At 56.9% G+C, this 16,177-nt stretch carries 11 protein-coding genes and 1 pseudogene; 8 read left to right on the forward strand and 4 right to left on the reverse strand.

Translation table 11 applies throughout. The features are described from left to right. Both P3T43_RS21155 and P3T43_RS21160 read left to right on the forward strand, forming a co-directional pair. Positions 1-381: ATP-binding protein (locus P3T43_RS21155; RefSeq protein WP_429283001.1), on the forward strand; the 381-nt coding region annotated here is incomplete at its 5' end. A gap of 97 nt (positions 382-478) precedes the next feature. Further along, positions 479-811: pseudogene (locus P3T43_RS21160) on the forward strand (hypothetical protein); the annotation flags it as partial. 227 nt (positions 812-1,038) lie between these two features. Here P3T43_RS21160 and P3T43_RS21165 read toward each other — a convergent pair. Beyond that, positions 1,039-1,950, reverse strand: coding sequence for an acyltransferase (locus P3T43_RS21165; protein ID WP_429283002.1), 912 nt, complete (start codon positions 1,948-1,950; stop codon positions 1,039-1,041). Between the two features lie 326 nt (positions 1,951-2,276). Here P3T43_RS21165 and P3T43_RS21170 point away from each other — a divergent pair, with 326 nt between their 5' ends. Further along, entirely contained in the window at positions 2,277-3,281 is a 1,005-nt protein-coding gene (locus P3T43_RS21170) for a phosphoribosyltransferase family protein (RefSeq protein ID WP_429283003.1), read from the forward strand. A gap of 269 nt (positions 3,282-3,550) precedes the next feature. Here P3T43_RS21170 and P3T43_RS21175 read toward each other — a convergent pair whose 3' ends face one another. Further along, positions 3,551-4,615: a glycosyltransferase domain-containing protein gene (locus P3T43_RS21175; protein ID WP_429283004.1), complete on the reverse strand. Its 1,065-nt coding sequence runs from the start codon at positions 4,613-4,615 to the stop codon at positions 3,551-3,553. A 151-nt stretch (positions 4,616-4,766) separates the two neighbouring features. Beyond that, a complete protein-coding gene (locus tag P3T43_RS21180; protein ID WP_429283005.1) occupies positions 4,767-8,240 on the reverse strand; it encodes a glycosyltransferase in 3,474 nt (1,157 codons plus the stop codon). A 1,315-nt stretch (positions 8,241-9,555) separates the two neighbouring features. Between P3T43_RS21180 and P3T43_RS21185 the strand changes: the two genes are divergently transcribed. The 4 genes from P3T43_RS21185 to P3T43_RS21200 are packed head-to-tail and all read left to right on the forward strand — an operon-like array spanning position 9,556 to position 14,286. Beyond that, the gene (locus P3T43_RS21185; RefSeq protein ID WP_429283143.1) at positions 9,556-10,401 is read left to right on the forward strand and encodes a glycosyltransferase family 2 protein; all 846 of its coding nucleotides are present in this window, start codon (positions 9,556-9,558) and stop codon (positions 10,399-10,401) included. After that, complete coding sequence (locus P3T43_RS21190) at positions 10,398-11,354, forward strand: UDP-glucose 4-epimerase family protein (protein ID WP_429283006.1); 957 nt, start codon at positions 10,398-10,400, stop codon at positions 11,352-11,354. The genes P3T43_RS21185 and P3T43_RS21190 overlap by 4 nt, the downstream gene beginning before the upstream one ends. An 8-nt stretch (positions 11,355-11,362) precedes the next feature. Then, entirely contained in the window at positions 11,363-12,403 is a 1,041-nt protein-coding gene (locus P3T43_RS21195; RefSeq protein ID WP_429283007.1) for an MraY family glycosyltransferase, read from the forward strand. Continuing rightward, positions 12,403-14,286 carry a polysaccharide biosynthesis protein gene (locus tag P3T43_RS21200; protein ID WP_429283008.1) on the forward strand — a complete coding sequence of 628 codons (1,884 nt, stop codon included), beginning with the start codon at positions 12,403-12,405 and terminating at the stop codon, positions 14,284-14,286. Before P3T43_RS21195 ends, P3T43_RS21200 begins: the two co-directional genes overlap by 1 nt. Before the next feature lie 98 nt (positions 14,287-14,384). Here the strand turns inward: P3T43_RS21200 and P3T43_RS21205 are convergent, their stop codons facing one another. Then, a complete protein-coding gene (locus P3T43_RS21205) occupies positions 14,385-15,488 on the reverse strand; it encodes an MraY family glycosyltransferase (protein ID WP_429283009.1) in 1,104 nt (367 codons plus the stop codon). A 203-nt stretch (positions 15,489-15,691) separates the two neighbouring features. On the opposite strand from P3T43_RS21205, the gene P3T43_RS21210 reads away from it, so the two are divergent. Then, on the forward strand, positions 15,692-16,075 hold the full coding sequence (locus P3T43_RS21210) for a hypothetical protein (protein WP_429283010.1): 384 nt from the start codon (positions 15,692-15,694) through the stop codon (positions 16,073-16,075). Positions 16,076-16,177: the final 102 nt, after the last annotated feature.

Consider the following 16,177-nt stretch of genomic DNA (forward strand, 5'->3'; position numbering starts at 1 on the left):
GGCACTGAAGTACCGTTCCCCCCGGGAGTTCCGGCGAACCGCTGCATCATCAACTTAACGGTGTCTGCGTGTCCTGATTTACAGGGGCAACTCCAGTGGGCCAAAACGGACGTACTGTTGATGGATGACTTCGCGATGGCACCAATGCCTGACAGCGCCCGGCGCGACCTGCTCGAAATACTTGATGACCGCCACGGTCGCCGTTCAACCATCGCGACGAGTCAAATTCCTGTCGAAAACTGGCATGGCGCGCTCGGTGATCCGACACTTGCCGACGCCATTCTCGACCGGCTTGTTCACAACACGTATCGGATCAACATGAAGGGCGAATCGATGCGAAAACGAAAAATTAGTTTGACCGAAAACCTGCTGTCAGAGTAAAAACAGAAAACCCCTGCGTCGCTGCGCTCCGACTGTCCAGCTTCGCGCGAAACACCTGTCCGCCTTCACGCGAAACGCGTGTCCAGCTTCCCCGAAATACGCACATGAACGAACCGTGGTGAAATCCGTTACCCCCGGTTCGATCCCGCCGGCGCATGTCACGCTGCCGGGCGTGCATCGCGTGGCATCCCTGCTAAAACGCTGGCTACTCGGCACACACCAAGGCACGGTGAAGCCTGTCCAGCTGGATTATTATCTCGACGAGTTCGTCTCTCGCTTCAATCGACGCACGTCCCGTTCTCGCGGACTACTCCTCTACCGTCTGCTCGAACAGGCTGTGATTGCCGACCCCGTCACGTACGGCGAAGTGACACGAAAATCCAGGCCGACGAAACGCTCCCATTCCCGCAATGCGAAATTGTGGAGCTAAATGGATAGCCCTTGCGTTTACACAGCATTTTGACGAGGCCGCTATGGACGAGAGAGAACGCCTCGAGCGCAACCGTTCCCCGTACGATCCGGCCGCGCCGGGAGAGTCGGCGACATTGGTGCTTGCTCAACTTCACGGAGTTGTCGCCGAACTTCCCGATACGCGTGGCAGGCGTTCGGTCTGCATTGACGGACTTACGGTCTGTTAAGCAAGCAAGCGTGAGGTGTCTATCCTCTAAACCGGTGCATTAGTCGCTTGACCGCGCGTACTGGAGCGGTGATCTTCCAACTTGTGGACAACTCCATGTCTCGAATCTGCCGCCTGAGATCGCTAATTTCCGATTCCTTTTGCTTTAGCTTCTGATCTGTATGGACCAATTGTCTTAACACTGAAGGCGTGGCAGACGGCTCTCCGTTTTGCACGTGCAAGTGCAACTGAGGAGATTGACTCGTTGAATCAGACTGCTCAGCGTGTGCTGTGTGGAACTCGTCATGACTTTCGGAGTACTTTGACCCAGCCTCTAGATAGTGTTTGTTCCGTATCCACTGGATTCCTTGTCTTACCACGCGTGCCGGATTTCCAGCAATCGCGCAGTGCGACTCCTCAAAGCGTCGCGTAACCACGCTGCAGGCACCGACCACGCATTCGTCCGCTATTGAGGCCGATTTCGTGAGATAGCTGTTTTCGCCAACCCAAACGTGATTACCTATCGATACGCCTTTGGGGACGTCCAGGAACTTTCCGGACTCTTTCTCAAATATTAGATGCGGGGATTCCCCGCATCGCATGGTAACGTCCGAGGAGAACATGCAGTGCTCGCCAACGTCCAACGCTCCACCGGATGTGTAGAGCAAGATTCGTCCGCCGGACTCGATCGAGAGGTTGTATCCGGCCTTCAGTCGCGTATTATGCGCGGGGATATGACTGCCGATAGTAACGTTCAGGTCTTTAAGTGCATACGCATGTTCAAACTGAACGATATTGTTATCGCCACTCAGGTAAAGATGCACAACTGAGGGCTCTCGGCTTCCCGCAAAATAAACACGATTTCGGTTACCCTCGATAAACCCAACGAGGGTAACGTTCTCCCCGACAAAGATCTCGTTGTCGATACCGCGGTTATCCAGAGAATTTGCCACTTTCAGGTCGCCTCTTATTGAGTTGTGGGCAGATCTTACGTTGCGAAAAACGCCTCGGACAACGAGCCCAAAGCTGGCCCATGATAGCCGTCTTTCTGAGTTTGTAAACTTCGGCGGTGCCCTAGCCCGTTCGTTGCGGCCGGTGGCCTTCCATTTGACACACCGATCTGCGCCACCCGGTCAAGGGTTCTCGTCTGGCGGCTAACCATTTTGGGCTCTTGCGGTGTGATACGCTTCCCGCTTATTTGATTCGGCACGGGTCTGCGATGTATTGGAATTCGATTGATGGTGATCACAACCGGTTGGGCGTTCACGACCACCTAAACGTGCGTACGATCGATGATCTCAATAGTTCAATCCTCGCGCGTCTCTCCGACTTCAGGGATGTCGATTGCGTGGTCGGCGTCCCCAGAAGCGGCTTTGTACCCGCATCTATTCTTGCCTTAAACTTGAACGTGCCGCTCGTGCACTTGCACGATTTTCTGGCGGGCGATACGACGCAAACTTATACGCGCCGGATTGGTGACAAGCACGCCAAACTCGAGAGCGCTGGGCATAACGTACTCAAAGTTCTGATCGTTGACGATGCGACGTCGAACGGCGTGACATTCGGCGACATCCGTAAAAAGTTTTCGGAACGGGGGCTGGATCAACGATTCGACATCCAATACATGGCCGCTTACTGCACACCCTCAGGTCGTCAACACGTCGATCGCTTTCTGGAAGAAGTGCCAACGCCTCGTGTATTCGAGTGGAATCTTATGCATCATGTGAACACGCAGTTCTACTGCGTGGATTTGGACGGTGTGTTATGTGATGATCCAACAGTCGACGAAAATGACGACGGTCCCGGCTACGAACAATTTTGTCTGAATGCGAGGCCGAAATTCGTACCAACGGTGCCGGTCGGTGCAATCGTGACCGCCAGGCTAGAGAAATATCGTCCGCAAACGGAAGACTGGTTGAAACGAAACGGGGTTGTCTATAGGCGACTCGTTATGTGCAATCTACCAACCGGTGCCGAGCGCCGACGTTTGAAGGCACACGCTGCAATGAAAGCTGACGTGTATAAGACACTTGGTGGAATGCTTTTTGTCGAGAGTGATCCTGAGCAAGCTCGAACGATCCACCTCGCAACAGGCAAACCTGTATTTTGCTTCGGAAAAGGTCTAGTAACCGCAACCGGGCAAGAGGACAATCAAATTGCAGCACTACTGATGAAGATTTCCCGGCAGGATCAGCTGATACATGCGATGAGTCAGTCCTCGAGTTGGAGAATCACTGCGCCGCTACGAAGGTTAGTCTCCGTATGGCAGCGCCTCGTCTCATAGGAATCTGCGATGGCTCCGGAACTCATATATTGCTCATAGAAGCGGTGGATTGCGCCGAAGCTGAATTCAAGCACGGCGCGGTTGATACGGGTATTGTTTGCGTGTTTGTGGTCGATTGCCTGCGAGCTTTATAAGGCTTGTGGCTTTGTCATTCATACCGGCACAACGCGCCCGCAGGAATCGCTCTATAGCCGCTTCGCCCATTTCAACACGTCGTTAGACGATCGGATTAGGAGAACGATTCGTCACGAGATTTCGACCGGTTGCCGTTAGTCGTGGCTGGCGCGCACGCCGCCAGCTATACGGGCGAGTCCGCGCGCCATTTTTGTCGCTACCCGGTGCAACCGGGGATGTCGTTGCATGCTTTGTCGAATACGGGTGGCTAGGCGCCAGACGGCCGTCGCCTCCATGACTGATCGTTGCGCGCGTTCCTCTTCCAACTCTAACCGTTGTGCTTCCAACCGCTGGCTTTGCTCCTCCAATAACTGCTGAGCGCGTCGGCACTCTTCCTTGGTGTGATCGAGTGCAATCGTTAGTTCGGAGGTCGTGCGCTGCCTTTCAGCGAGTTGTGAAGAGACGCCTTCCAACTTGATTTGGGCGAGCCGGTGCTGAGCGATTGCCGAAATTCCTGCCATCGAAAAGTCTTTCAAGCGCTTCTGGTGTTTGCGATCGGTGGCGATAGGCCATGTATGGAACCACGACTCGTGATTACTGATTTTGATGAGGCTTACGCTAGGATTGTTCCGCGCAATTGCCGTGTTAAGTGATAGCTGATCGCGACGCGAATAGCGCATGACCTGGTTGTACCAGTCGACCATCGCGCTGCGCACCTTGGGTCGATGATGATTGCGCAGCAAAATCGCCGTCCAATAGGGCGGCTGATCCAGGACCTCGGCGTGTGTGAGTTGATAGTGATTTAGCTGTTCGAAGACCCGTGAAGGCTCATCAAGCCCGTGCTCCGCTACAGCGAGGAACTCGTCCAGCACGCAACTGTGAAAACTGTGCATAGGGACGGCCATGTCGGCGTCTTGAAGATAGGTGTTCAGGATTGCATCAATCGGTGCTTTCAGCACAACCGCATTGTCCACGTACAGCGAAACATCGAATTCGGGGACGTATTCGTGAGCCAAAATTTTCACGCGCCGCTGGCTTCGGATGGAGTCCATCGGAAACGCCGGTTCGATAAGCTTGACGGTCCATGTACTGCTTTCTAGCGCGGGATTGTCCGTGAAGCAAATGCGGGGATACTTTGTTGTGACGCTCGCGTCGAGTTCGTTGAGCGTCTCATAGTTGCCTATGATGCAGGTGTAAATGCAAATTTTTTCGTTGTTCATCTCAAAAATATACCGCAATGGGAGCAGGTTGGTGTAGCCGCGACCTCTATCCCGAGTTGGTCTTCTGGCGGTGTATGGGCCACTTGGCTCTCACACCGACCAGTGGGATGTCGAGCCCCGATTCGCGGCTCGCCCCTGATTATCTAGTGCTTTAGTAACTTTCGCTCTTTACCTGTTCGCTCTCGCTGGATGCGCTCTCATCGCGGTTGTCCACGCGGCGCGCTACCTGTCGCAGGAGACCGAGAAGATGCTCGGACTGGGTGTCGAACACGCGAATTTCGCTGGCGTGCGGATTGCGATATTCGATAAAGCGGTCCTTATCCTCCAGTAGCGCAATGATCGAGCGCTTCAAGGCCGTACCGTCATCAGCCAGCGGAATCACATCTCCGTTCACGCCCGGAGTGATATCTTCGACCACTCCTCCACCGTCGGTGGCGACAACCCAAACGTCGCGAATCAATGCTTCTCTGACCGCAAGGCCGAAACTTTCCTTCCACTGCGTTGGGAAAAGAAGTACGTCGATGCGCGCGTAGAATTCGTCGATTGTCGCTTGGGTAAAGGCTGGAATCACCTTGAGGTCGCCTTTGATCTTCCACTGCGATGCATGTATGGACGAGTGGCCTAGATTGAGTGCGTTGTCAACCAGTACCAACTCGTAATCTTTGCGATCCAGGTCACTGAAGACATCCTTAATGAGGTTGTATCCCTTAATGGGCCCAATGCCGCCAAGGAAGCCGAACCGCAACTTCCCGCCCGGCAGGGTGGTCCGCATTTCGCGCGGTTGAGTCGCCCCGACAACGCCGTTCTTGTCGATTACAATCTTCGATTCGTCGAAGCCGTTGGCGATATAGAGATCACGGAAGAATGCACTAGGCGCAAGAAGCATATCTGCGGAGTGCAGCAGTCGGGCGAGTTTGTGCTGTCGGTAGGCATTGGCGCTGCCATCGTTGCCTAGGCATTTGGCGCACACATTCAGATCGATCTTCACTTGGTTGCAGTAGCGATTCGCGCCTGTAACCATGAATTGGCGAGCGCAAATCCACCAGGCGTCATGCAATGTAACGGCAACAGGCACACCTTCTTTTTTGCAAACGTCGATAATAGTTGCGCCAATTCCCTGCACACAGTGGATATGAACAACGTCAGGGCGGGTCGCGCGAAGCACCCGCAAGAAAGGTTCGTGCATTTCGGGATTTTCGAAGTCACCGGCGCGCCGAAGGTCCGAGGGGAGGCCGACGCCAAAAACTGTTACACCGTCGGATTCATACCGCACTGTCTGGTACGGGGGAACAGTGTCGACTGAAGCGGAAGTAAACATTGCAAAACGAACACCATCCTGGTTTTGCAGGCGTTTTGCCATTTCTTCCGCGACGATCGTTGCTCCACCAAAACTGCGGGGTGCGTAAAAAATGTTGACGCCCAAAATGCAGAGTTCGGGCCTGGGGTGCCGCGCGTTCGCCAGCAGCGCATCCACTTGCGTATGCATGATCGAGCTCATGCTGTAGTGTGCGAGGGCGTGATCTCGCGCAGTATTGCCCATTTCGCGCCGCAGGGTGGAGTCCTCTATCAAACTGGAAAGCTTGGCGGTCCACTCGGTGGCATTGTCCGCGAGATAGCCGTCTACACCATCGGTGATTGCCGTCGCGAAAGCGGCGCGCGGTGAGCATACCGACGGTAGTTTCAACGCGGCGGCCTCCAGATACTTGATATTGCTCTTCGCGTCGTTGAACTCCGTATTTTCCATGGGGGCGATGTTAATGTCGCCTTGAGACAGCCACCTCATGTATTGCGGGTAGGTCGAGGCAGGTTCACGGAATACCTGCCGCTCAACCGAGGCGAAATCCGCCGGCAATGTCAGTTCGCCCGCAATGTGCAACTCGACGTGAGGATGCTGCTTGAGAGCGGCGAGCAATCCCGGGGCAGCCTCGAGAAAGTCGGCGTCGTGCGCTTTGCTTCCTGAGCCGTACACGATCCGTACGGTCTCACTTGTGCCCGCCGGGATCTTGGCTTGGACCGAGTCGTTCTCAACGTTTAGTGTGTCGGCTAACGACAAGGTTTCCACGTCGAACCCGTTTTCGATTACGTGGGTTTCCTTCACCCCGACGTCGTGCATCGCCTTCGCGATGCCGACGGTCGATGCAATGCCAGCATCGCAGGCCTTTAGTGCGCTGAGATACAGAGGGACGCCACTAAGTACCAACTGTCGGAGTTCGGGTGTCAGATGTTGGAGGTTCGTGTTCGCCAGGTATTTCTGGATGTCGAAGATCAAATCGTCGACTTCCCAGAAAGTCTTGACGCCGAGAGTCTTGGCGTTCTCGATCAGTTCCAGAACTTGCGGATAGCCTGGTACGCGATAGAAAATGGCGACGCTGTGTGTCTGTAGCGCATCCAAACAGGCCTGATAGTCACTCCATTTGATTACCGTGCAGTCGATGCCTAATGCCTGGATCATCTCCTGCTTTTGCAACACGCGATATTTCAGACATTGCGGCAAGCTGACCTCTGCGATCAGCAGGACCCGCAAGGCTAGTGTTTCCGTCGCAGGGCGTAGTGGCGGCGGCATTTTCTTTGGATCAATGCGCCGCTCTGCGCTGACTTGGCCGCCGAGTGCGGTTGATAGACCCGACAGGTGGCGTCCGATCTTTCTCATAGTCTCAACTACGCCGACGGTACGAATACTACGGTACACGATACCGGCGAAAAAACGCATGTGGCGCGGATTGACGCGAAGACGATTGAGCCGCGTGCCCACGTATCTGACGGGGGCCGAAACTCGCCAAGAAGTGGAGTTGAGTAGTTCCTGTCTCACGCTGTCGGCGCGTGCGAGTTCGACCTGGAGCTTGTGCAAGACCAGGTCTTTGCTTGCCCGTTCCTGCTCGTCTCGTGCGTGGGTTTGCAGGGTTTCCTGTTGACGAGAAATCAGCTGCTGCCTGGCGTCGTTAGCGAAGGTAAGGCTGATTGCCTTTCCTAGTCTGCCATAGGTCGCACGCACGGTGCGTTGCTTGTGCGGATCGAGGCCGATGAGTCGCTTCAGGGCGTCCGGCGTTTCTGTACCCACGGCAACGATCGTCAATCCGCCGCCATGATCAAAGTCGAATGATGCGTGTTGTGCTGTGAGCTCAGCTCGTATGCGGGCTATTTCGGGATATTTTTCTGCGTCGGATGTGCCGTGCAATAAAACCACGCCACGTGCTGACAACTTGCGGAGCCAGTCTTGGAATTCCGTATGCGCACGAGGGCCCTCGAATCTGCTATGAACGTGCAATAGGTCTATCGAGGCATCTGGAAAGCGCTGGGTCGCTTCTTCAACCGTAGACTGTATTAGCGAAGAAAATCTTGCGTAGGGGCTTGCGATGTCCAATTCTCCATACCTGACTGCCGGGGTGGGTATGGGACTCGTATCCACGCCGAAGCATTTCGCATCGTCCGCAAAGGTATCGATTGCCTGGCAGAGCGCAAGATAGGAAAAGCCGCCTTGAGTGCCCAGTTCCACCAACACCCGTGGTTGAATCTCGTTCACGAGCCAGAAGGCGAACGGGGCATGTTCGTGCCAACTAGACGCAAAGATGTGTCGTGGCCACAGTAAGGCGGCGTCGGACACAAAGCTGTCCTGCTGCGAATCCATAAATGCTCGGTTTTGCTCGTTCAAATGCATAGTTGTCTGATTGAATTCGGAAATGAAGTCGGGGGCCAAAGGCGAGGTTTGCAAATGGCGCGGTGTTGCGTACGTCAGAGCAATCTACGGCAACCCAGTCGACTGTATGGTGCCTGTATGTTCAGTTGATCCAGTCGCTGCGTCAAGGGACCGAAAACTGATCAACTTGAGGGATCTGCTCGGTCAGCGAAATGTGCCTTGGCGAATCGCGGATGACTCCGGTTGTCGGGTAGCTTGTGCCGCGATCAAACTTAGCGGTTGTGTCTATGTACAAACCTCGACGCCCTATCCGACGCACGTTGATTGACTGCTTTGGGCTTTGCGAGCCAAACTTCTTGCGTCGAGATAGCGTTCGACGGGTCGCTTTGCCGCGGCAGCGATCGCTTCTCGCGCAACAGAACGGATGCATGAAGGCGAAGCCCCGCCTGCTTTTCGGGCGCAAGCCTGTTTAAGATATTGGCTCAGGCGGGACATGGCTCCATGTGGACTGCGAATGCCCGGCAAACGCCGAAACCCCACCCGCGTCAGGCTGGCAGATAGTCGCTGGATTGAAAGCCCAAACCTTTAATCCTATTTGCCGGAACGCCTGGATGGTCTTGTGTTCAAGTCGATCTCTAAGCTAGCAGCGCGAACGAATCGATCCATCAAGGCCCGTAGGCCCGTTCCCGACAATGGCTTCTCAATGTCGCGAACCACCGAACAGAACTGCGGGGTACGGAAAGAACATAGCGGGGTATGGCCAAACCAGATGCGAGGCCGGGTATCGTCGGCCTGTGTATTCTGGACGTGATCTGCCTTTGCTTTCTTATGTTAGCCGAAAACGGTACCACATTTCCGAATCGCCTACCGGAATATGGAGGCATACTGCGGCAACGTTACGAGTCGTGGCTGTGCGCGCTTCGAGTGTTTTGCTTTTGCGGGTCGCCTAGCAGCAGGGCCCGCGTATGGGGACTTCACGCGTTTTCACTGGCGAGCATGCGTTGATTTTCAATCTAAGTCACTGTTTCAATTTGGAAATTGGCCATGGATCGCTTTCCGGGTGGCGATTCTTCGTGTTCGTTCCCGAAGACGGGTGTGCCTAGAAGCCAAACATCTAAACGGGAGGCTAAATTCTATACTTGCTGTCATTTAAACTACTTGGTAAAAAATAAGGGGCAAAGCTTGGTGCTGGCGTAACAAAAGTAAAACTAGGTTGCTTGACAGGAGCATTCTGAGCAAACTGGCGAAGCTGTTTTGGCCCTCTCAAAAATTAGTGCCGCGAACAAGGCACGTTGCTATGTCCCACATGAATACTTCTGGTGTGCCAGGTCCTAAGCCCTATGACCTATCAGTATCGGTTGTTGTGTACAGACCGAACGCGGCGCAGCTAGCGCAAACCTTAGAGAGCCTGACGGTCGCATACGATGCGCTGCGAAGCGCTCAACCAACCCTTCGTGCCGGTTTCTATCTGGTTGACAATGGTGATCTGCCAGATGTCGAGGGGGCGCTGGATGATCTCCGTGCTCGAGGCGTGATATGTACTGTCATCGCCGGTCAAGGCAACGTGGGGTACGGGTGCGGGCATAACCTGGCCATTGAACGGGTGGCAAGTCGTTATCACTTGGTTTTGAATCCTGACATTGACCTCGATCGTGAGGCCTTGGTGCGTGCCTGCGAATTTTTCGACGCCCATCCGGACGCGGGCCTACTGACGCCGTGGATCGGTGACGAGCTGGGCCATCAACAGTTCCTGTGCCGCCGCTACCCGACTGTGCTGGACCTGTTTGCGCGCGGCTTTTTGCCTAGCAGTGCGCGGCGATTATTTTCCCGTCGCCTCGCCCGCTATGAGATGCGTGACTTGATCAACGACCGGGATATCGTCTGGAATCCGCCTATCGTTAGCGGCTGTTTTATGTTATTTCGAACGGATACGCTTCAGAAGCTCGGCGGCTTCGATCCACGGTACTTTCTCTATTTCGAAGACTATGACCTGAGTCTGCGGGCGCATGACGTCGCTCGGGTCGTATATGTACCGGCCGTCCGGGTCCTGCACCACGGTGGCGGGGCGGCGCGCAAAGGTACGGCGCATATTCGGATGTTCGCGGGCTCTGCTTACAAATTTTACAGCCGCTTTGGCTGGAAGTGGCTATGACGCAGATTCTCGTGACCGGGGCAAACGGTTTTGTCGGGCGCGCGCTGTGCCGTGCGCTCGCCAATGGTGGCCACGCTGTGACGGGCCTTGTGCGTCAGGCCGGCGGCTGCATAAGCGGCGTGAGCGAGTGGGTCGAGACCAGCCGGGACTTCGCGGGCCTAGAACGAGCGTGGCCTGAGGGTATGAAGCCGGAGTGCGTGATCCATCTGGCTGCGCGCGTGCATGTTGTGAATGAGGATGCGACCGATCCTGACGCGGCCTTTCGCGCCACTAACGTGGACGGAGCATTAAGGGTGGTCAAAGCGGCATTTCGCAACGGCGCGCGGCGCGTCGTGTTTGTAAGCAGCATCAAGGCGACCGCCGAGGCTGACGCAGGTCGCCCGCTGCGCGAGGATGACGCGCCCGCGCCGCAGGATCCTTATGGCCGTTCAAAGCTCGCGGCGGAGGAGGCGCTGGTCCGCTACGGTCAGGACACTGGCCTGGAGGTGGTGATCGTCCGCCCGCCGCTGGTTTATGGCCCCGAGGTTCGCGCCAACTTCCTGCGGCTGATGGACGCTGTCTGGAAAGGCCTGCCGTTGCCGCTGGCTTCCGTCAGCGCGAGGCGCAGCCTCGTCTACGTCGACAACCTGGCCGACGCGTTGGTGTGTTGCGCGATCGACCCGCGCGCGGCGAATCAATGTTTCCACGTCGCGGATCGCGACGATCCAACGGTCGCCGGCCTGGTGCGTGTGCTTGCCAAACATCTGGAGAAGCCAGCTCGGCTGTTGCCGGTTCCTGTCGGTTGGTTGCGTCTGGCAGGGCGATTGACGCATCGCTCGCCACAGATCGAGCGCCTGATCGGCGGCCTGCAGGTCGACACGAATCGGATTCGTGCCGTATTGGGTTGGCAACCGCCTCACTCCCTCGACGACGGGCTGGCTGCAACTGCGTGCTGGTACCGATCGACGCATTGAGGGTGTCCATGATTACGCAAGTTTTTGCAACTTCCCATTGGGCTACGATTGCGCTGGCCGCGCTGTTAGCTGCATGCGCGTGCGCGGCGATCTTGCTGTTTTTGCTGAAAACCGGTTTGGCCTGGCGGCTCGCGATCGACATTCCGAACGACCGTTCGCTACACGTTCGCCCGACCCCACGAGTCGGAGGCTGGGGCATCGTGCCGGTGTCGGTGTTGGCGATCCTGCTGATGGCGCCGAGCCTTTGGTGTGCGGCGCTGGCAGCGGCGTTTCTCGCCGCGTTATCGCAGATAGACGATCGTCACGGACTGCCTGCGCGCGTTCGGTTCGCCGCGCATTTGGTGGCGGTAGTGGGTTTGGTCTCCATTTATCCCGCGCCCGTTCCATGGTGGATGCTCGCCACCTTGTCGTTTTTGATGCTCTGGCTGGTCAATCTTTACAACTTCATGGACGGCGCGGACGGTCTGGCCGGCGGCATGTCGCTCTTTGGGTTTGGCGGGTACGCCGTTGCAGCGTTGCTAGGGGCCAATCCTTTGCCCGAACTGTCCTTCGCGTCTGCCGTGGTGGCAGGTACGGCATTTGGCTTCCTCCTTTTCAATTTCCATCCGGCGCGCATTTTTCTCGGCGACGCGGGGTCTATTTCATTGGGCTTTCTGGCGGGCGCTCTGGGCTACTGGGGCTGGCTGCGTGGCGTATGGCCCATTTGGTTTCCGGTGCTCGTCTTTGCGCCATTCGCCGCCGATGCAACGATCACCCTGATGCGTCGCCTTTTTCGTGGCGAAAAATTCTGGCAAGCTCACCGGGAACACTACTATCAGCGTATGGTGCGTTTGGGTATGGGTCACGCCAGAACCGCTTTTGCGTGGTATGCGGTAATGACAGCTGGCATAATGATTGCTGTCTGTTTGCTTGGCCGCTCTCCCGTTGTTCAATGGTGCGTGGGCGTCGCTTGGGTCGTCGCGTTGTGCCTCATGGGGGCTGCGGTCGATTTACGCTGGCGTCGTTTTCAGTCAACGCTGTCTGAACAAACATCTGAGGTATCACGCTGATGCTAAGAAATAAATCCACGTGGCTATCTCTCAGCGCTTTCCTGTTCGACCTCTTTGCAGTCGGCGGGGCGTGGCTTGTTGCATACGTCATCCGCTTTAATGGTTCGGTCCCCGCTGATTTCTGGGCCGGTGCCATGCGCTCGCTGATTTGGGTTTTGCCGGTATATGGTGTGATGTTCCGCGTCTTCGGTTTGTATCGAGGTATGTGGGTATTTGCCAGCTTGCCGGACTTGATGCGAATCTCCAAGTCTGTCTCGACCGGGGCGCTCGTTTCGATGGTGGTTTCGGTGATGGTTCAACCTGTACCTATCGTCCCGCGTTCGGTTCTTGTGGTCTCCCCGCTGATACTGTTCCTCGTGATGGGCGGTTCGCGCGCGCTCTATCGCGCGACCAAGGAGTTTTATCTCTACGGTGGCCTTGTGGCTCAAGGCAAGCCCGTTGTCGTGCTCGGCGCGGGCTCCGCAGGCGCGAGCCTCGCCCGCGAACTGTCGCGCTCGAGCGAGTGGCGTCTGGTTGGCCTGCTGGATGACGATGTGGCCAAGCATGGCCGCGAAATCTACGGCTACAAGGTGCTGGGCTCGATCAGCGAGTTGCCGCAACTGGCCGAGTCGCTCAAGACCGAATACGCCATCATCGCGATTCCCTCCGCTTCCGTCGAAGCGCAGCGCCGTGTGGCGACGCTGTGCGTGCGCGCCGGCGTGCGTGCCATGGTGTTGCCGGCCCTGACCACGCTGACGCAAGGTCAGGCGTTTCTGTCGCGGGTCCGGCAGATCGACCTCGAAGACCTGTTGGGGCGCGATCCGGTCAAGATCGATACGCCGCATGTCGAAGCCTTGCTGCGCAATCGTGTGGTGATGGTGACGGGGGCGGGCGGTTCGATCGGCTCGGAACTGTGCCGTCAGATCCTGCGCTTTGAACCGGCACAACTGGTCGCCTTCGATCTGTCCGAGTATGCGATGTACAAGCTCACGGAAGAACTGCACGACCGCTTCCCGGGGTTGCCGGTGGTCTCGGTGATCGGTGACGCCAAGGATTCGCTGCTGCTCGATGAGGTGTTGTCGCACCATGCGCCGCACATCGTGTTTCACGCGGCGGCCTACAAGCATGTGCCGCTGATGGAAGAGCAGAACGCGTGGCAGGCAGTCCGCAACAACGTGCTGGGGACCTACCGAGTCGCGCGAGCAGCGATCCGTCACGATGTGAAGCACTTCGTCCTGATCTCGACGGACAAGGCCGTCAACCCGACCAACGTGATGGGCGCAAGCAAGCGCCTCGCGGAGATGGCGTGCCAGGCTCTGCAGCAAACCAGCACACGCACCCAGTTCGAAACGGTGCGCTTTGGCAACGTGTTGGGCAGCGCGGGCAGCGTGATTCCAAAGTTCCAGCAGCAGATCGCCAAGGGCGGCCCCGTCACGGTAACGCATCCGGAGATCACGCGCTTCTTCATGACGATTCCCGAGGCCTCGCAATTAGTATTGCAGGCGTCGAGCATGGGTCGTGGGGGTGAGATCTTCATTCTCGATATGGGCGAGCCGGTGAAGATCGTCGATCTGGCGCGCGATCTGATCCGTCTGTATGGATTCAGCGAGGAACACATCAGGATCGTGTTCACCGGGCTGCGGCCAGGTGAGAAGCTGTACGAGGAGTTGCTTGCCGACGACGAAACCACGTCGCGTACGCCGCATCCGAAACTGCGAATCGCGCAGGCGCGCGGCGTGCCGGATAACCTGCTGGACGAGTTGCTGCCGTGGCTGATGCAGCACCGCGTATTGCCCGATCAGGACGTGCGGCGCGATCTGCGTCGCTGGGTGCCGGAATATCAGCCGACTATGGCGCCGCCGTTGCAGAGCGTGCCTTCGGTGACCAACGTTCGCGCGTCGTAGTTGTACTTCAAGGCACTGCGGTGTTCAGGCCGGGCACTTAGCGACCCCTTCGCTGCAACACGGCAGGACAAGAAAAAAGGCGCTTACTGCGCCTTTTTCTATGTGCGCCGCTTCTTCCTCACCACCAGCCATCTCGGAGACTTGAAGCGCACGATACTTACATACAGCCACACATAGGTCGCCGCAAACACCATCACGAAGCAGAACAGATGCAGCGTATTCCGCCAGAACAACGTCGCAGGGACCACGGCCACCAGACACAGCAGCCACAGATACGGCGAGGTTAGCGAATTGCGCCGCGTCAGCTCGCGCGCCGTACGCGCGCCCACGGCCCAACGCATCAGGCGCTTGTAGACCAGCATATGCAGATGCACGCCGTCGGGAATCCCCGGCGACATCCCGCGAATAAACTTCTTCCGGTAGATCGAGAAGCACGTCTCGAAGATCGGGTACATGAACAGCAGCACCGGATACCACGCCGACACGTCACGGTTGCGCATTACCAGCATGATCGACAGTTCCGCGAGCATGAAGCCGATGAAGTACGCGCCGCCATCGCCGAGAAAGATCAGGCCGGCGGGGAAATTCCAGATGAAGAAGCCCATCACCGCGCCCATCATGATGAGCGATGCGGACAGCACGATCGGATCCGACACCTCGAACGCCACATACGCCAGCGACGCGAACATCATGAACGCGACCATCGACGCAAGCCCATTGAAGCCGTCGATGATGTTGACGGCGTTCGCCAGTGCCGCGACGGCCAGCACTGTCACCGCGCAAGAAATCACCGCATAGGACAGCAGAAAATCGAGCGGCGGCACGCTAATACGCGTGACGGCGATATCCAGCAAAAAATAGGCGAGGGCGGCGGCTGCCATGGTGCAGACAAGCCGCGCGAGCGGCGAGACGCGCTTGGTCAGGTCTTCGACCAACCCAGAACCGAAGGCGGGCAGGCCGCACGCCACGAGGCCGAGAATCCCTGCGGACACGGCCGGATAGGTGTGATGCAACTGCAGGGCCGAGACCACCAGTCCGATCAGGATGCCGGTTCCGCCAATCCGAGGCACAGGCTGCGCGTGGAATTTCTGCACGCCGTCCAGATCGGTATCGGTGGGGAATTTTTCATGCAGATGCGCGTAACGCACGATCAACAAGGTGACCAGCAGTGAGACGAGAAAGCCGAGCGCGAAACTAAGCATGAAGGTGAGCCTGAGCGAAGACGCCGAATTATACAAATGAAACGGGTGGGTCTCGAAAAGTCGGCCGGGACGGACTAAAGTTAACTCAGCGGCCAGTTTGCATATGCACCTCGGGTAGTCCCAGCATGGCACCCCCCGCGCCACTGAAAAAAATTGGCCAATCCGTCATACTGCTAGATTATCGTTTCACCGAACGTCCCCCCATGTTTGGCAATCTCACCATTGCTTTCATTCTGTTTGCGATTACCGGCAGCGCCATGGCCGATGGGTATTTGCATCCCGTCGTGATGACAGGCGTCACCGAGATGGCTGACACGGCTGAACTGCACTTCGATCCCGCTCCCAAGGACACCGGCACGCTGGTGATTCTGGGCGATCACACGAAAACGCCCAAGCAAAGCTATGCTTTTGTGTACAGTGTGCCGACGCCGCGCGGCGAGGCAGATCCACCGGTCAATCTCGATTTCAGCGGCAAGCAAAAACTGACCATCCTGTGCGATCCGCGATCGGATAACTGTATGTCAACCGGCTATGTGACCCTCGGGGCCGCAACCTTTTCGATGCTGTGGAAAGTGACGCAACGGTAGGTGCCTCAGCGTAGTCGCTCCCTGCTCCCAAATAGTGCTTCTGTAACGCCCTCCAAACCTCCGCCTGTCATGGATTCCCCCTATCTAGCGCGGATTCCTGAC

Source organism: Paraburkholderia sp. GAS41 (assembly GCF_050436545.1).
In the GTDB taxonomy this organism is placed as follows: Bacteria; Pseudomonadota; Gammaproteobacteria; order Burkholderiales; family Burkholderiaceae; genus Paraburkholderia.